The sequence below is a fragment of the Legionella cherrii genome (assembly GCF_900635815.1).
Classification (GTDB): Bacteria; Pseudomonadota; Gammaproteobacteria; order Legionellales; family Legionellaceae; genus Legionella; species Legionella cherrii.
In genome coordinates this window covers 757,232-776,180 of the sequence record NZ_LR134173.1, presented here as the reverse complement: position 1 = coordinate 776,180, position 18,949 = coordinate 757,232, and the positions used below count along the sequence as shown (strand labels likewise).

Sequence of the window (18,949 nt, the reverse complement as noted above, 5' to 3'; positions counted from 1 at the left end):
CGAATTATACATATGTACAGTTGGTTACTCAATCAAAAGTTTTGTTGTTTTTTGTATATGAAATTTATAAAAAACTTCATCTCTTTCAAGACCTTTGATGTTGCTGCTTCGCAAATGCGTATAAGGTAATGATCCCAAGTTTTTTGAGATCCTATTATTTCATTGGGGTATCGTTTCAAGGAGGAAACTCTTGATTGAGTTTTCGATTCAATCAAGAGTTTGGGTTTTACTTATTGAGTGGAGGAATATCGATCAATTGATAATTTGGTAAATCATGAATCAAACTGCCAAGCTCTGGTGAGCCTAAACCCGTTACATAGTCATAACCTTCCTGAGCAGTACAATAGTAACCACAGTCTCCGTTAGTTCCAGAGGTAATGTCGTTATAATTGTAATGGTATTTTCCGCCATTAGGGTTTGCTGCAGCATATAATATATTCACAAAATGACCACCAAATACTTTACCATACAGTGAATTGGCGACCGCAACGATTCCTGCCCATTGAGGAGCACCCGCACTGGTGCCACCAACTACGGCCCAACCCACACCATCACTACTTGGAACCGAGTTATACACTGAAAATCCTGTTTCTGGATCAGCGTTATATGCTACATCAGGAACCCCTCGCATATTGTTTGATTGGGGGATTGGTAGGTTTTTTTGATAATCGGGCCAAGCTTCCACTGAGCTAACTCCGCCACCACTCCCTGACCATGCCTCTTCCCCTTGATAGTTTCCATAGGAGTCAACATTTAAAGTAGTTCCACCTACAGCCAAGACATATGGAGATGATGCTGGATAAATGGTTCCAGTACCACTATCACCAGAGGATGCAGTAAAGGTTACTTTTGGATTATTAAACACCGCATCATAGGAAGTTTGCCCAGCAAACTCACTGCCACCCCAGCTCATGGAAACCACGGTTGCCCCATTTTTTACGGCCACTTGCACGGCTTTAAATAAACTATCCATTTGATCATTTGCAGCTTCAACTAAAATGATTTTTGCAGCCGGTGCTACTGCATGTGCCCATTCAACATCTAAGGCAATTTCTCCAGCCCAACCTGCGTCTGTTCTTGGTTTTCTACCCGTAGCATATATTTTTTTAAAACAGCCATTTGCTGTCGTGCATGCAGGCAAACCAAAGTGTTTTGAGAATACTGCTAAATCTGCTTCGATTTTTGGGTCATCGTATGCATCTACAATTGCTATAACCTGTCCTTTCCCTTGAGCATTGACTGAATTAAACCCATAGGCAACTCGAATTTGGCTTGGTGTTAATCCAGTAGGCATAAAGTGAGGGGTGTTTGGTTTATAATGAATAGGATGATGTGCTATCCCTGGAGCTTTTGGCAAAGCATAAGCCTGAACACTCAATAAACCTAATACAACTGGTGTAACTAGAAGTTTAAATGGCAGCCCATTTAATTTTAATTTCATAGCATCTCCTTGTATAGTTAAATCCTTACAGCCATAAAACTCAATATGTTTCTTGAATAAGAAATAACAGCGTTCGAATACTCCATTGCCTATAACAAATCCTATTTTTGCAAGGAGCCTTCAGGGCATTGTTCAATATATAGGTTGGAAGGAGCGATGAGTACCAAACCAGACCTTAGCCATTTCCTCTGTCGCGAGCATGATATGCGATTTTTAAAGTAAACTGATTGTGATAGATATCCTGTCATAGGTGTTATCATTTGTCCAGAAATGTTTTAGGTGATCCATTTGATTGATTTTAAACACTTTTTTCAGCTATCAGGTTAGGATCAGATTCGACGCGATGAATTTTGTATGCTCATGACCTATTAGGGTCTGTTTCCATTTCCTTAGCTTGGACACTTAGCCCGCTCGCGTTATGCTCGGGATAGCGTGGCCATATGTCCAAGAGAGTAAACATGGAAACAAGCCCTTATTGCTTGCGCTCGTTTTTTACACGTCTATATTTTCGGCTTCTAAAGCATTACTTTCAATGAACTCCCTTCGGGGCTCAACATTGTCACCCATAAGGGTGGTGAAAATAGCATCCGCAGCAACGGCATCTTCAATGCTTACTTGCAGCATTCGTCGCACTGCCGGATCCATTGTTGTCTCCCAAAGTTGGTCAGGGTTCATTTCTCCAAGACCTTTATAGCGCTGGATAGACTGACCCTTTTTCGCCTCTTCCATTAACCAGTTTAGAGCTTGCTCAAAATGTTCTACAGCGAGTTCCTTTTCACCACGTTTAATATAAGCGCCTTCTTCCACCAGACTTGCTAATTTAGATCCTAGGCTAACTAATTCCTTATAGTCTTTAGAATTGAAGAATTCCACATTCATAGGAATATAATTCTCCATTCCATGCTGGGTAACTATTATTCTGGGGATAAACTGATTGGTATCAGCTATTGAATGAACCTCTACTTTATATTGTTCTGTCTTGCTTCCAAGCTGCTGCATCCCCAAATGCAATTGCTTGCACCAATTGGCTATTTTTTCTTGCTGACTAAAGTCTTCATTATGCAAAGTGGGTAAATATGCTACACGTTTCAATATATCAGAGGGATATCGTCTTTTATAGCGTTTGATAATCTTTTCAACACGTCGATACTGCTGCACCAACTCTTCCAAAGCCATAGCAGTAATCGGCGGAATGTCTTTTCCTGGATAGAACGCTGCTCCATCTAAAGCACTTTGTGTTAAATATTCAAACAACGCCTCATCATCTTTAACATACTGCTCTTGTTTTCCACGTTTTACTTTATACAGTGGGGGTTGCGCAATATAAATATAACCACGCTCTAACAACTCGGGGGTTTGTCTGTAGAAGAAGGTAAGGAGTAAGGTTCTGATGTGCGAACCATCAACGTCAGCATCGGTCATGATGATGATGCGATGGTAACGTACTTTATCTGGATCATATTCATCAGGCCCTATGCCACAACCCAAAGCAGTAATGAGTGTAGCAACCTCTTGTGATGAAAGCATTTTGTCAAAACGTGCTTTCTCAACGTTCAATATCTTTCCTTTGAGCGGTAAAATTGCTTGGAATTTCCTATCTCGCCCTTGTTTTGCCGAACCACCTGCTGAGTCTCCCTCTACTAGATAGAGTTCTGATAAAGCAGGATCTTTTTCTTGGCAATCAGCGAGCTTTCCAGGTAATCCGGCTATATCAAGCGCTCCCTTGCGACGTGTCATTTCCCGAGCGCGTCGGGCTGCCTCTCGTGCACGTGCCGCGTCGATTATTTTCCCGACAATCGCTTTTGCACTGGATGGATTTTCCAGGAGGAAATCATTGAATTTTTCAGAAACACTCGATTCAACCACAGATTTTACTTCTGAAGAGACAAGCTTGTCTTTTGTTTGTGAAGAGAATTTTGGATCAGGTACTTTAACAGAAAGCACTGCCGTCAAGCCTTCACGCGCATCATCTCCCGTTGGTGACACCTTGGCTTTTTTAGCATAACCTTCGTTTTCAATGTAGTTGTTGAGTGTTCTGGTCAATGCGGCTCTGAAACCCGCCATATGGGTTCCCCCATCGCGCTGCGGAATATTATTTGTAAAGCAATAAAGTGTTTCTTGATAAGAGTCATTCCACTGCATGGAGAGCTCAACAACAATATTATCTTTTTCAGCGGTCATGGAAAAAACCGCGGGCATAATGACGTTTTTATTTTTATTAAGATGTTCCACAAACGCTGTTATTCCACCTTCATAGTGAAAAGTATCTTGTCTTTGTGAGCGCTCATCATATAAGTGGATGCAAACCCCAGAGTTTAAATAGGATAGTTCTCTTAAGCGTTTGGCCAAAATATCGTAGTGAAATTCAATATTTGAGAATGTTTCAGCACTTGGCTTGAACCAAATTTGGGTTCCAGTTGTAGTTGCATCACCTGTTTCTGCCATGGGCGCATCGGGGACCCCATTACGGTAATGCTGCTCATGTATTTTGCCATGCCGACGCACCGTCAGATGTAATTCCTCAGATAAAGCATTAACTACGGACACCCCTACACCATGCAATCCACCAGATACTTTATAGGAATTATCATCAAATTTACCGCCCGCATGAAGTACTGTCATTATCACTTCAGCGGCAGATCGACCTTCTTCTTTGTGAATATCTACTGGTATTCCTCGTCCATCATCTTTAACGGTGATTGACTCATCGGAATGGATGGTTACAAAAATCTCTTTGCAATGGCCCGCCAGTGCTTCGTCGATAGAGTTATCTACAACTTCAAAAACCATGTGGTGCAGACCAGTACCATCATCCGTATCTCCGATGTACATTCCTGGTCTTTTTCTTACCGCATCTAACCCCTTTAGGACTTTAATATTATTTGAATCGTAACTGGCATCAACGCTCATTAGGAGGTCCTCTTAACCTTTCGTGGTGTTCTATTCTGAATACTTTATCATAGCATATTTTGAGCTGCGTTTATATCTCATCGAGTATCTTTACATTTATGAAGGTTGGCTAATTTACATGAAATACATTAGCGAGGAATTAAAGACTTTCATCTCTTGTGGTTTTCGTCCAATTGAGCTTACCCTTTTATTTTGTTTCACGTGAAACAATTGTCACAGATTTAATGTACCGTCACTAATTGGTACGATTAGATGCTGTTGATCCATGATTAAGGGAACCAATAACGTGGGATAGCTCGTAGAGGTAATTACATATTGACCTGCTCTTTTTGCAAGACAGGCCATTAACTGATTTTGATGTTGCTCATCTAATTCGGCAGGGAGATCGTCAATTAAATACAAACAATCCTGTGTTAATAAATTGGCTTGGGCTAAGCGCATGGCGAACAAAATTATTTTTTGTTGCCCTCGTGATAAAACTTGTTTGGCTTTATTTTGATTGACCTCAATCAGAATATCGGCTTGATGAGCGCCAAACTGGGTATACGCTTTTTGCTTATCATTGGCAAACCCTTCTTGTAATAGATCTATTAACTCTTTGCCCGTATTTTTTTTATCCCATCCTTTATAGTAGCTAATTGTGCAGTCAAGTGGGCTTAACTCTTGTAAAACGTTTGTAAATGCGCACGACCATTGCGCAAAATACTCCTCTCGAAGCAAATGGAGTTGATTGGCAAATTGACTTAACAAATTATCCCAGGGGATAAAATGGTCATAAGGGGCTTGCTGTCGTAACAGTGCATTACGCTGTTTGAGCACCCTTTTATACTCTTTCCAAATAGAAAGATAATTATGTTTCACGTGAAACAATCCCCAATCCAATAGGCTACGTCGCACGGAAGGTCCCGCATCGATAATTTGAAAAATATCAGAGTAAAAAACCTGGCAGGGTAAAGCATAGGCCAATTGACTGGTGGTGGAACAAAATTGATTGTTTAATTTAATTTGAGTCGGTTGGGAATAGGATTTTTGAATGCTTATCGTCTCTTGTTGTTGTGCACGAGCAAACACGGTTAAAGAAGGTTGCTCATAGGAAATAATTGGAGAAATTTCGCGAGAGCGAAATGAATGACCACAACTTAAGAGATAAAGCGCTTCGAGGATGGATGTTTTGCCACTTCCATTTGCCCCGAATATAAAATTAAATCGGGGACTTAAATCGAGATGAACTGATGAAAGATTACGTAGGTGATGAATTTTTAATTCAGATAAGATCATATTTTCATGGGCATAATAATGTATTGGTAATTATCGTCAGCTAAGGACTCAATTAAAATACTGCTGTCTGTATTGGATAAGGATAAACGGATTTGTCCTTCGCCAAAATGAGAAAGCACATCAAGTAAGTAAGTGGCGTTCAAACCAATTTTTAATTCATCTCCCTGAGTTTCGGCTATTAAAGATTCCACAGCCTCTTCCTGTTCATTATTGTTAGCTATTAAAGTGAGCATACCCGGTTGTAGGTGGAGCATAACCGCTCTAGATTTTTCATGAGCCAAAATAACAATCCGAGACAACGAACGTTTAAACACAGAACAATCAATAATGATTTGTTTGTCCTGATTTTTAGGAATTGCCTTATTATAAGGGGGGAAGCGTGCTTCGATTAATTTCGACAAAAAAACAAACTGACGTGAGACTAATTTAAAATGTGATTTACCGGCAGCCAATAAAACTTCTTCATCATCAATGCTATTAAGAAGTCGTAACAACTCTTGAATTCCCTTTTTGGGTAACAAGAGTTTTTTTTCACTCGAATTAGAACATTGATGACGGCAAATTGCCATTCTATGCCCATCCGTTGCAACAGCAGAAATAAGGTTAGCTTCAAAATCAAGAAATAAGCCATTAAGGAATACGCGAACATCCTGCTGTGCCATGGCAAAATGAGTCGATTGCAACAGCTTGAGTAAAACCAAACGGGGGATAGTTAATTCAACTTCATTACACTCATCTTCACTAAGTGGATAACTATCAGCGGGTAAGGTCGCTAACTTAAATGAACTTCGTCCTTGCTTAATGGTTAAAAGGCCATTGTCAACGACCACATTAGGTGTCGCTTCATCATCTAAGGAACGAAAAATATCAATAAATTTTTTAGCAGGCACCGTAATACTGCCAGCCTGTGATCCGGATTGGCAAGCAACTTGTGCGGAAATTTCGATTTCCAAGTCGGTAGCTGTGATGTTCAATAAGCCATCTGCCAATTTAAAGTAAAAGTTCGACAAAATAGCTAAGGATTGTTTTTTATCTACAGCACCTGCCACTGTAAGTATTGGGGCAAGTAAGTCTTCTTTTTTTATAGCGAATTCAAACAAGATAGAACTCCATATTCAGCTAACTAACAAACACCTCATCGTCCCCAGTCCTAACTCACTGTCATTCTGTTAAAATAAGCCCTGACTCACTACGCCCCACGAACACGACGCGCGACGTAGGCAATTTGCTTAACTTACTCGTAGCGCATTCAGAACTAGGGCATGAAGCAGGATTAAATAAATACAAACCAATAGACAAATTAGGATTTAGGCATACCCTACATCAGCAGATCTCTCATTTTATGCATTAAGAAGATAAAATACGCATTAAATTTTTATAATCTTCAGCAAAATCACTGTCATCCTGAACCAATTCCTTAACCTTTCTGCAAGCATGAATAACCGTTGTGTGATCACGACCACCAAAATGATCACCAATTTCAGGCAAACTATGGTTGGTTAACTCTTTACTTAAAGCCATAGCCATTTGTCTAGGCCGAGCAATAGAGCGGCTACGTCGTTTTGATAATATATCAGCCACCTTGACCTTATAATATTCAGCAACTGTTTTTTGAATGTTTTCAATCGTAACTAATTTATCCTGAAGTGCCAAAAGGTCACGTAAGGCTTCATGAACAAATTCAATAGTAATTGGTTTACCAGTAAAATGAGCATTAGCAATAACCCTGCGTAAAGCACCTTCTAGCTCTCTGACATTAGAACGAATGCGTTTTGCAATAAAGAAAGCCACTTCATAAGGCAATTCGATATTGGATTGCTCGGCTTTGCTAATCAAAATAGCGACGCGAGTTTCAAGCTCAGGCGGCTCAACTGCTACAGTTAATCCCCAACCAAACCGAGATTTTAATCGTTCCTCCATCCCCTCAATTTCTTTGGGATATCGATCACTGGTTAAAATGATTTGCTGTTGGCCTTCCAATAATGCATTAAAGGTATGGAAAAATTCTTCTTGCGATCGGTCTTTACCCGCAAAAAACTGGATGTCATCAATAAGCAACGCATTCAAAGAGCGATAAAAGCGTTTAAATTCATTGATTGAATTAGTCTGAATAGCCTTAACCATATCTGCAACAAAACGTTCAGAATGCAAATAAAGAATTTTGGCATCAGGATTATTCTTAAGTATGGCATTACCAATAGCATGCATCAGATGGGTTTTTCCTAAACCCACCCCGCCGTAAATGAATAAGGGATTATATGCATCACCAGGTCGCTCTGCCACCTGCATGGAGGCGGCACGAGCAAGCTGGTTAGAATTACCTTCAACAAAGCTTTCAAAAACAAATTTTTTATTTAAGTGGCTGCTCTTATAATCCACCGCTTTTTTTGGAACAGCCTTAATTTCTGGAGAATTCGTTGGAGCAGATGTTTTAACTTCAGATGAAAATGAACCCGAAGAGCTCGAATCAGAGTCGGTACTGGAAGCCTTGCTCCCAATTTCAATGGATATTGATTTAATCTCATCACCACAAAATTGTTTAATTAATTCTTCGATTCGAGAAAAAAAATGTTTTTTTACCCAATCCACAACAAATCGATTCGGGGCAAATAAAATAAACCGTTGCTCATCTGTATGAGCCTGTAAAGGACGCAACCAGGTATTAAATTGTTGAGCAGAATACTCATCTTGTAACAGTCCTAAACATTTTTGCCAAACAGATGCTGACACAACTTAACTCCTCATCAAAGAAGGGTGGTAAAAAGAATATTAAAACTAATTATCCACAGCATTTAAATATGCCACTGAAAGTACCTGGACAGCAAGATAATTAAGCATGAAAATTACTTCGCAGAAGTGAAGAAGTAGAAACTTCTTCAGTTCACTAAGGTGCTGCTGCAAGCAAATTATACTCAGGCTTTAGAATAAAGAAAAGTTATCCACAAAAAAATGTGGATATTTTTCCTGACTCCAGCATAAAAAACTTGAAGCTCCTTAAAAAACGGGAGTTGGCTAAACCACCTTTCTTTCATAAAATAAATACCTGCTCAAGCGATGCAGTCTCATAATAATCATCAAGAACATTATGATAAATAATGTAAATGGAGTTGAAATAAGAAGTCATTAAGAAAAAGGACTATAAAAAGCATGGGCATCATCTTGTGAGTTGCCAGAATGCGATTGCTTTAGATTAAAAAAAGAGGAAAAAGTCAATTTAGTCTTCTTTTCGGTTGCGCGGTTAAAAAAAGAATGGGCTAAGATGGGTTGATTGAGATCCGCTACTCCTTTATCTTCACCCTGCTCCTTTAATGAGGTGAACGTACTATATAATCTTGCAGTTAAATCACGTTCAATGGTTGCCTTGCTTAATTGACTATGTATATTTTTTATTGTTTGATTTAACTCTTTCTTTTTAAAACGCTCATTCGTTTTAGCCATGGATTCAGAAGCCATTAAAATGCCACTAACTAATGCAAAGGCTAAAATTCCCCATCCTAACAAAGGAAAGGCGGCAAAACTTGAAAACAGTCCCATACCTGTCAATACCCCTGAAACCCCAGCGCTACACCCTGTTATAGAACCAAAAGTACCTACAAATGTAAAAAAAGGAGGAACCATTTTTTGAGATAAGGGCGTAGGGGATAGGGATATGTTATGAACAAGATGATCTAAGATAACTTTATTATCAGGAATAGTTTGCTTTAATTTATATTCCTCATAGAGAAGCGACAGAATTAGGTATAAAGGTGAACGCGCATCCACATGGGCAATTTTATTGAGATCCATGATGAGGATTCGTGCGAATAGTTCATGAACATCCGTTTTCCTTTTTTCATGCAGCGCAAACCGATAAATGCTATTTAGATAATCCTGGATATCTGTTAATAATTTTTGTTGATTTTTATCTAATTGCTCTTGAAATCTTCCTTCTTCATTTTTCATTTCTTGATATGAAAAATAGAAAATAGGAATGCCAACAGCAAAAAACAAAGAAATTGAAATAATCCCCAAAGTTAAAGAAAAAAGGCTGGCAACCGCCCCACCGAATAAAGTAAAAACGATTCCAAACAATGGCCATGCGACCCCGGCTCCTGATCCAATACCATTTAATACGGATTTAAAAAATTCCATGAACAAATCCTAATCACTGAGAATCATTAGGTTACCCCAAACAGCGCAAATGATTCATACCATCCTTTCTAAAGAACATGATCAAGTTCCCTACTCTTTACCCAAGCAATAATAAATAGGTAGCTTTTAATGAGCTTTAATCTATTGGCAAATCCTACTGATTTGTGAGCGAAATACTGCTTGAATTGTCCTTATCCCGACTTACTTGTTCCTTGTTGGGATTCTGATCGCTCATCGTTTCAAAAAATATCCTTTCTTTGAACAGATTATAAAAACTTTTTAAAACCAGGGCGCTTTTAACGGTCACATCATTATCAGCACGCTTTTGGGCAATGGAGGGAACTTTTTGTAAAAAGGAATAGCGAACCCGGGCTTCCATATCCCCTTTTAAATCTTTTTCCCAACATGGGTTTGCCGTAATCTGTCGGTCGCAGCCCAATACCACTAAACTCGACTTTTTAAGAGTCTCACCGGGATTTAAAATATAGCTCCGCATCGTGTGAGATAATTTTTTTACTAACTCCGGTTGGTTGTGCCAAAAGGTAGCGGTGAGTAAAGGGGAGTTTGCGCCATGGGCAAGCGTGACTCGAGGAACATGATAGCTGCTGGTACAAATCACTAGATTTGGTGGACGAGATAAATTGTGGGTTTTACAAAAAAGGCTCCAGTGCGTATCAAGAAATCGACTCAACCCAAGAACTTGCCCAAGAGTATTGTCAAACGGAATCGCATCAATAATAAATAACGCAGCAGGATACCCATTGAACTCTCCTTTTGCTTTCAATATGGTCCTCAACTCCTCATTTTGTCGCTGAACGCCATTGAAATAAATATAAACAGGTTTAGTCATGCCGTTTTTAAGATTGTTTTGTGTACATCGTTTTGCGATGTTAATTCCATATTCCATTCGACGTACCGTATCGGTTTTATCGTATTCGTTTTCACATAAAACAAACTTATCAGCTGCCACTTCCAAATAGCTACCAAAAAATCCACTTCGCCCGGAAAGAATCACCACCATATCCGTATCTTGCAAGGACACATGGTGTGCATCAATCACTTCCGCAAGCGCATATTCCGTTGTAAGTTCATTGGGATCAATGGGAAATTCTTTTGTTGAGGCAGTGGGTTTTCCCAGGGCACCCAGAATCGCTTTGGTAGATAGTGTCATACTCTTATTTTTAGTCTGTTTTTATAGATGAAACGTACCAGAATAGATGAAATTATATCTAATAACAACCATAGTACTGTAGCAAGCAACCCGGTTTACTATTTAACTCAAAAAAGAAATTTTCTTCTTGTTCTAAAACACTGCGAACACCCAATGAAGGCATCATAATAAAATTCCAGGCCAAGGAGTTACTCCGAGTTTTTGGGCTTCTTAGGCCAAGTAAAATAAAAAGTGGTGCCCTTGCCTAATTCTGAATACACCCTTATTTTTCCACCATTTAATTCAATGATTTTTTTTACAATGGTTAAACCCACGCCTGTACTTTCAAATTCATCACGCCCTCTTAAAGTTTGAAATATGGTAAAAATTTTTTCATGGTATTCCGATTCGATACCAGGGCCATCATCCTTAATAGAAAACTCATAAAAATCATCAATCTCTTTCGCATCAATTTCAATGTTACCTGTTTTTTTATGGTGATGTTTCATACTGTTATCAATTAAATTAGAAAAAATTTGACTTAATTGAATTTCATCAGCATATACTGTTGGAAGATGTTCAGCATAATGTATAGTAAAACTTTTAGCGGGATCTAGGGTTTCAATTGTCCCTTTGATAAGATCCCTAGTATTGACTGTTTGTATTTTCTTTTCTGTATATCCAACTCGTGAATACCCTAAAACGCCCGATATTAAATTGGACATGCGTATCACCCGACTGCGTAATAAAGCAAAATTCTTCCTACCTTGCTCATCTAATTTATTACCACTATCTTCCTCAATCCAGGTAGAAAGCAGTTCAATCGCACGCAGAGGTGCCTTTAAATCATGTGAAACAATGTAGGCGAATTGTTCTAATTCTTTATTAATTTTAATCAATTGCTCTTCTAAGCGTTTCTGCTGGGTAATATTGTGTGAAATGTTGAGATAACCAATGGGCACGCCTTCATCATCCTTGCGTATTGTCATTACAACCGAGGCAATAAAATGAGAACCGTCTTTTCGAACTTGTTCGATAATCTCTTCAGCCTCACGTTCCATGTTAACTTTTTCTAAAAAACGTTTATATTGCCCTGATTCAACATATTCTCGTGTATGGAGTATTTCGATATTTGCCTTACCCACAACTTCTTCTGCTGTATATCCATAATTATAAAACGCACCCTTATTCCAAATTAAAATGTCGCCAGTCGAGGTAGTGGCTATGATGGAATATTCTCGCGAACTTTCTAAAACATTGTGTAATAAATTTTTAGATGATCGCTCTATTTCAGTCACAGCTTTCTGATCTTGCAAAGACCGAGTCCGCATTTCCAATTTTTTTGTAATTACTTTTTCTTTATTTAATGCATCCTCTAAGCTCTTTATAAACTCTAAAGCTCTTTTGTCATAAAAATAAGCCAGACATAAAATAATAAACAACAAACCTAAAATGGATATGATGTCCAAATGTGGTGAGTGCGCAATCGCTAATGAGGGGGTTGATAAAGCAAAGAATCCTAAAACATAGATCAGAATTACCGCTATGCTGCATACACAAGCCGAAAAGATCCCTGATTTAATACCACCAAAAAAGAATGCCGTTATGGGCGGTAAAGCGAGCCAAAATGTTGCCGGTGCAAATATTCCCCCAGTAGTATAACCCAACCAAAATAAACTTAGCGCTAAACTACCGACAATGAGCTCACGTGCCCAAAATACTGATCCTGAATTCTTTAATATAAATGCGGCACCTACAATGCAAGTCCCTTCGAGTAAAATCACCAAAGCAGCAGCCGCTGCGCCAAAAAAATAATAAAAAAATGCAAAAAAAGGCGCTGAGGTAGCGGCAATTATGACGCCACCAAGAATATTTTTGGCGCGAAAATAATCTTCACGACATGCTTTAATCCTTTCTGGAATAAAATAATTGATTAATTGGGTAAACATGGTAAGCACTTAGAGCAATTGATTATTCCCTTAGTTCAATACTAGTACATTTCCAATGATAATGAACTAAGGGTATCCCTTGCTGCATTAAAATATAAACCGGTTTTGTCATGTTAATTCCATAGAAAAATCATTATTTAAACCTGCGAATAGTAAATTTTGTGTTTCATTTCACAACAATTTAAAATAGTTAACACTTGGAATTATCATTGATTATTAATGAAATTTTTAAAAATTAGCTTTTATATTGCGTTAATTTGTAGTTCAACAATTTTATACTCTGAAAACATCACGATTACTGATTATCAACGAACCTATATACCGGTTTATACGAAAGATGGGACTCTTTCCATTGCTCTTCGTACGTTCAAAAGAAATGACATTCCTTCATTTTTAATCGTGAATACCAATAACTTGGATACCCGTGTTATACCAATCACCGAAATTTCCCTTACTGATGGGAAAAATAGTAACCGCCTTGGTGATTATGCCCAGTGGCAGATTGCAAGTACCAATTACTATCAATTACTGCAAAAATACACCTCAAAACCCTATGTAATGGAAAATTATGGTTTAACCCATGCTAAAAGTACTATTTTAGGCAACATATTAACTATAGATATGTGTCAATCTTCTGTACCCTTTGAAAAAGAGTTTTTTGATCAATTAGCGAGTTTATCGAATAAAAAACCTATTCCTGTGGCTATATCCATGTCTGGATTGTGGTTATTGATGCATCAAAACGAGTTTCAATACCTATTGGATCTACAAGTAAAAAAACAATTAACAATTACTTGGGTCAATCACTCCTTTAGTCATCCTTATTACGATGATTTACCCTACGCCAATAACTTTCTTTTATCCGAGATGATTAATGAAGAGGGTGAAATTCTGTTAACGGAAAAATATCTTTTAGAACAAAATCAAGTGCCTTCCATTTTCTTTAGATTCCCTGGTCTTATTGCCAATAAAAAATTAATTATGCAGATAAAGAAATTTGGCTTAATCCCTTTAGGTGCTGATGCTTGGATAGCAAAAAACCAGCCCATTACTCCAGGAGCTATAATACTAGTGCATGGTAATGGTAATGAACATCAAGGAATTACCGAATTAACCCCGAAACTAAAACAATTAGAATTCGTACCCATTAACTCTAGTGTATAAAAGCTTATTAAAGTAAGACCATAGGGTATAAAGAATGAACTATCAAATAGATCAAGTACAACCAAATGTTGCTGAACAGTTATGTAGGGAAATTACTATCGATTTACCTGAATGGTTTGGTCTACCTGAATGTAATGAATACTATGTAAATGGAGTAAAAGAGCACATCAATTTTGCAGTAAAAGTAAATAAGCGGTATGTAGGACTCCTTAGTTTAGAATTTCCATATCCAAGAAATGGTACTATTTTTTGGATGGGAATTTTTCGTCAATACCATGGACAGGGTCTTGGATATGCATTAATGCGGGAAGCAATTCGATATGCAGTAGCTCAATCAGCACTTACAATCACTGTTGAAACCTTATCTCCAGATGAACGTGATGCGAATTATTTAAATACCTATAGATTCTATGAGCGTCAGGGATTCCAACCACTTTTTAATTTAAAGCCTGCTGGATATCAATGGAATATGGTTTATATGTCCTTAATTTTGGATAATAAAATCCAAGAAAATAACCGCAAGCCCTTTCATCCATTTCTTCTACCTGCTTCTATCAAGGATTATCCAACCATTCAAAATATGGCCCGTTTTTATGTTTACGATATGTCACGTTATTGTGGATTTATCTCCGATGATTGGGCTTGTCCAAAGGACGGTCTTTATGAGAGTTTCGATTTTAAAATTTATTTTGAGGACCCTACCCGGAAAGCATTTCTTGTCCTCGTAGAAAGAGAACTTGCTGGTTTTGTATTACTGAATAAAATCGGCATTTCAGCAACTACTCAATGGAACATGGGGGAATTCTTTATTTTGGCAAAATTTCAAGGCAAAGGTGTAGCTGCTCAAATTGCCGAGAAACTTTGGAAAACTCATCCTGGGCAATGGGAGGTAAGCGTAATTCCTGAAAATGTTCTTGCTTTGCGGTTTTGGTGTAAAACCATTGCAAATTTCACCAATAATAATTATTCAAAAGAATTAAAAAGTGTTAGTTATCATCCAGAACATCCTTCTCGCTATATTTTAACTTTTAATTCCAGCTCTACAGATTAGGATGTTAAAAGGATCTGCTTAGCTCATTAGAGCTAATTTTTTATTTAATTTTGCGCTCCGTTATGGATACCTAATCGAATCGATAATCGTGGAACGACGATAACAAGTTGAAGAATACTGTATTATTTTAGTTACCAAATAAACGGTAAAAGCCGTGTGGTCACTTTTTTTTGATACTCCGTATATCCTGGCAAATCCCGTGCAAGTATTTTTTCTTCATTTAGGATACGAGCAACGAGAATGGACAAAAGGACGGGAACCCAAAGCAGCGTCCACCAAGAACCAAGTGCAAGCGGCGTGCCGATGAAAAGAAAGATGGCGCCAAGGTACATCGGGTGACGGACGACCCCGTATAGACCAGTGGTTATCACTTTTTGCCCCTCTTCAACACGAATGTTGGCAGCAGCATAAGTATTCACTTTCGAGACAAGATAAAAAATGTAGAATGAGAAAACAACCAGCACGTCCCCGATGAACGAGACGTACCTCGGTACCAGCGACCAACCGAAGCGCACATCGAGCGGCGGCAGAACAATAAGCACGGTACAGCTCACAAAAAGTAAAAACATAATGATTTTCTGAGCAGGTTCCTTCTCATACGCTATGCCCGCTTCGGTACGGCGCTTGAGAAGCGCTGGATCATGTTTTGCTAGATATACGCTGTATGCGGCAGATGCACTCATCAATACCGCCATATAAACCCAACCTTGCCAATAGTTCAGGGTACCGGCAGGGATAAAAAGGAGCGCGAGCAACACCAGCGTTCCTAAAATTGAAGATCGAATCAGTTGTTTGTAAAGAGAGTCCATATCTCCTTCTTTTCTTGGAGTTATCTTTCAAATCTAAAACTTGGTTTTCATCTTACACTTGACCTTTATTTTAAACAACTATAGGGCAAACTTTGAACGTGATGGATTGTATGTGAACGCTGCTTTTGAGGTGCTCGAGATCACCGCTGCTTCACCAAATTTTATTTTTAACAATGCATATCCCCAAGATAATAAGACAAAAAAATGGTTTTTCCTGTTTATATTTCTTTATACGGCGATAAAACCTTGGGCTTTTAATTAAATGCCCATGCAACGCATGAATGGCTAAATCGAGGGCATTTGTTAAAGTAAAAGGATTTAGAAAAAATACTTGCTCCCCTTGTTCTGCCCCTGGGTTTATTCGTTTAAAAAAAGACTCTGCTGCAGTAGGAGGTTTTTGCTTCACATGGAACTCTTTTGTTATTTTATTCGCTAGATTGGTAGCAATTAGATTTCCCTGTTCCACTCGGTAACTGTCTACTCCTATTTCATGTAGGGCTTTGATCATCAGTTGAGTGATGTCCTCAGGCGTTTCTTCATCAGGATTAGGCCATGAGGGTTTGTGCTTTAAAGAATAGACTAAAGAACCCGAGCTTGAGGCTAAACCGGAGCAGTATTTGCGTTTGAATGGATATTTTAAAAATAAACGAAAAATATATTTGGCTGAAGCATGAGAAATACACCCTTCATGTGCACAGGATGGATCGACCACTACATTGCCAAAATAAATAATCGCTGTTTTTTTAAAATTAATGATCTGTACGCCTATGGTAGCAACCAAATGATGGCTTTTTTTATGGTAATAGAACAGTAGATAATCGCGCGGGAGCAGATAATCCAAAATAGTTTGCGCGTCGAGATTAATTTGCTGTTGATGCAATGCAACCAGTTCTTGTTTTTGTGAATCAGTTAAATGTCTGGGTTTGATCGTTTTTACATACAAATTCTTCACGTTGACCCCAAAACTCATTCTCTTTTAGAAAATAGCATGTTGCGCTCTTAATCTGTTTCTGTAGCTAATGCTTGAAATGAGAATTTGGAGATTTTTTTAAATTATTATTCAGTTAACACCGTTAATCCCATACATCGCATTGCTAATACATCTCTTTAAACACTAAACCTTTAAGTGGATTACAAAAGTCATATTGTTTAAATGTAGACCATATCAAGAGAATTTCCAGAAGTTTTAATCGATTCAAAACGGAAACAATGCATGATTATTTTTAACCGTTACCAATTCATTACTCTTTATATCCTATACTCAATAATAGTTTGGACTTGCATGGCCTAGCGAGTGAGTCAGCTATCTGGAAGAAAAAATATGGATCAGAACATACCGGATTCTTTTTTCGAACAACTTCAAGGTACGGGAACAATCATTAAAGAACCAGATCTTGCCTTTTATAAAAAAAACACCTTAGGTATTGAAGCGGAGATTGATGCCGTATTCCAACCCGAGTGCAAGGAAGACGTGCAAAAACTGGTTTTATTAGCGAATAAATTCCAAATCTCATTATATCCGATTAGCACTGGTCGTAATTGGGGATTGGGTAGTGCCATACCAAAACATAAAAAATCAGTGGTTGTAGACCTATCCAAAATGAAACAAGTGATTCATTTTGACGAAAAAACAGGAATAATCACCATTCAGCCCGGAGTAACGCAAGGCGACTTACGTACCTTTCTTGATAGCAAAAAAGCTCAATTCATGAGTTCCATTACCGGAGCCGGCCCAAATACCAGCATTATAGGTAATATCTTGGATAAAGGCGTGGGGGTTTTAGGATCGGCTATTCATACCATTCGTGCTATTGAATGCGTACTTCCAGATGGCTCCCTTTATAACGATGGGATAAATGTGCTTTGTAAAAAACAACTCACCCCATCCATCAGAATTGGTGTTGGTCCTCTCTTAGAAGGTTTATTTATTCAAGGCGATTTTGCTATAGTCACCGCGATGACCATAGCGTTATATCACCAACCCAAATACATCACCACCTTTTACATCAGTGCTCCTGATAAAACAGCCTTGGCTAAGACCATTGATATTTATCATCAATATAATGCCCTAAATGGCCACAGCAATATACTTAGTGGAAGATGGAGCAAGGCTTTACTCCCTCCGACACAAACGGGTGGATATTCTTATTCCTGCATCATAGCGAGTACGGACGTCTCGTTGCACCAAGCCAGAAAAAAAATGTTAAAAAAGCTCATACGAAACGCAGGCTTAAAAGGTTACTCCATTGGTGATAAAAACATTTTGCGTTTAAAAAAAGTGTTTCATCATCCTTTTATGCAAAAGCATTTTAGTCGAATTGCCTCATTAGTTGATTTATTGGAGATGTCATTGAGTTACTCTAAAGGATATCCGAATGAACATAATTTAAAAGAACAATATCAACTCCTGCAAATTGATGTTCCTCAAGACAGGTATTTAGAATTAGCAGAAGATGGTGTTGGCTTTATATGGTATATTGTCCTCTTCGCAGCAACATCAGAAAACTTACTTTCCTTTCATGAGCTTGTCAGTACGTCAGCGGAGCTGCACCAAGTTACTGATAACCGATTTCACGTCCTTCCCTACAAATCCGATGTGTTAGTAGGATTAGCGCGTGTCGCATTCAATCTTTCTGATCCTACTGGCAAAGACAAAGCGCATGCTTTTTATCGGGATCTTTTAGAACGAGGGATAGAACAAGGGTTTGTCCCCCATCGCGTACCGTTCCATGTTATCAACTCTCTTGTTAATTTAGAGAGCCCTTATTGGTCTTTGATCAAAAAAATTAAAGAGGCGATTGATCCTCATCATATTATTGCTCCAGATAAATATTGGACAAAATAAATTGCCTCTTTTTACTTTTTAATCTTTATAAATGAAGTTATCAAAGTATATTTTAATCAATAAATAATTTTTTATCCTGCAAAAAAGATAAGTTATTCCCGAACACCCTCTTAATAAATGTTAAAAATCAAAGCACATTGACTCAAGTTACCTATGAATAAATAGGATCGAATAACGGGAATAAGATGCTAATAAAACAATGAATAAAGCAAAACATAAAA

13 protein-coding genes are annotated in these 18,949 nt (G+C 38.2%); 3 read left to right on the top strand and 10 right to left on the bottom strand.

The genetic code is table 11. The features are described from left to right. Positions 1–226: 226 nt before the first annotated feature. The 8 genes from EL022_RS03290 to EL022_RS03255 all read right to left on the bottom strand — a co-directional run bounded on the left by EL022_RS03290 (position 227) and on the right by EL022_RS03255 (position 12,859). Entirely contained in the window at positions 227–1,441 is a 1,215-nt protein-coding gene (locus EL022_RS03290; RefSeq protein WP_051544469.1) for a S53 family peptidase, read from the bottom strand. Positions 1,442–1,933: 492 nt separating this feature from the next. Beyond that, on the bottom strand, positions 1,934–4,351 hold the full coding sequence (gene gyrB / locus EL022_RS03285) for a DNA topoisomerase (ATP-hydrolyzing) subunit B (protein WP_028381433.1): 2,418 nt from the start codon (positions 4,349–4,351) through the stop codon (positions 1,934–1,936). A 213-nt stretch (positions 4,352–4,564) separates the two neighbouring features. After that, the gene (recF, locus tag EL022_RS03280) at positions 4,565–5,629 is read right to left on the bottom strand and encodes a DNA replication/repair protein RecF (RefSeq protein ID WP_028381434.1); all 1,065 of its coding nucleotides are present in this window, start codon (positions 5,627–5,629) and stop codon (positions 4,565–4,567) included. Continuing rightward, the gene (gene dnaN, locus EL022_RS03275) at positions 5,626–6,729 is read right to left on the bottom strand and encodes a DNA polymerase III subunit beta (protein ID WP_028381435.1); all 1,104 of its coding nucleotides are present in this window, start codon (positions 6,727–6,729) and stop codon (positions 5,626–5,628) included. The genes recF and dnaN overlap by 4 nt, the downstream gene beginning before the upstream one ends. A 247-nt stretch (positions 6,730–6,976) precedes the next feature. Beyond that, complete coding sequence (gene dnaA / locus EL022_RS03270) at positions 6,977–8,359, bottom strand: chromosomal replication initiator protein DnaA (protein ID WP_028381436.1); 1,383 nt, start codon at positions 8,357–8,359, stop codon at positions 6,977–6,979. Between the two features lie 393 nt (positions 8,360–8,752). Then, on the bottom strand, positions 8,753–9,760 hold the full coding sequence (locus tag EL022_RS03265; protein WP_051544470.1) for a hypothetical protein: 1,008 nt from the start codon (positions 9,758–9,760) through the stop codon (positions 8,753–8,755). A 154-nt stretch (positions 9,761–9,914) separates the two neighbouring features. Beyond that, the gene (locus EL022_RS03260) at positions 9,915–10,931 is read right to left on the bottom strand and encodes a hypothetical protein (protein WP_028381437.1); all 1,017 of its coding nucleotides are present in this window, start codon (positions 10,929–10,931) and stop codon (positions 9,915–9,917) included. A gap of 188 nt (positions 10,932–11,119) precedes the next feature. Further along, on the bottom strand, positions 11,120–12,859 hold the full coding sequence (locus tag EL022_RS03255) for an ATP-binding protein (RefSeq protein ID WP_126325078.1): 1,740 nt from the start codon (positions 12,857–12,859) through the stop codon (positions 11,120–11,122). A 219-nt stretch (positions 12,860–13,078) separates the two neighbouring features. Between EL022_RS03255 and EL022_RS03250 the strand changes: the two genes are divergently transcribed. Together EL022_RS03250 and EL022_RS03245 are read left to right on the top strand one after the other, a co-directional pair. Continuing rightward, on the top strand, positions 13,079–14,023 hold the full coding sequence (locus EL022_RS03250) for a polysaccharide deacetylase family protein (protein WP_051544471.1): 945 nt from the start codon (positions 13,079–13,081) through the stop codon (positions 14,021–14,023). A 34-nt stretch (positions 14,024–14,057) separates the two neighbouring features. After that, a complete protein-coding gene (locus EL022_RS03245; RefSeq protein WP_051544472.1) occupies positions 14,058–15,074 on the top strand; it encodes a GNAT family N-acetyltransferase in 1,017 nt (338 codons plus the stop codon). 131 nt (positions 15,075–15,205) lie between these two features. Here EL022_RS03245 and EL022_RS03240 read toward each other — a convergent pair whose 3' ends face one another. Both EL022_RS03240 and EL022_RS03235 read right to left on the bottom strand, forming a co-directional pair. Beyond that, a complete protein-coding gene (locus EL022_RS03240; protein ID WP_028381440.1) occupies positions 15,206–15,883 on the bottom strand; it encodes a methyltransferase family protein in 678 nt (225 codons plus the stop codon). Positions 15,884–16,034: 151 nt separating this feature from the next. Continuing rightward, positions 16,035–16,835 carry a hypothetical protein gene (locus EL022_RS03235; protein WP_126325075.1) on the bottom strand — a complete coding sequence of 267 codons (801 nt, stop codon included), beginning with the start codon at positions 16,833–16,835 and terminating at the stop codon, positions 16,035–16,037. 369 nt (positions 16,836–17,204) lie between these two features. Between EL022_RS03235 and EL022_RS03230 the strand changes: the two genes are divergently transcribed. After that, positions 17,205–18,728, top strand: coding sequence for an FAD-binding oxidoreductase (locus tag EL022_RS03230; RefSeq protein WP_028381442.1), 1,524 nt, complete (start codon positions 17,205–17,207; stop codon positions 18,726–18,728). Positions 18,729–18,949: the final 221 nt, after the last annotated feature.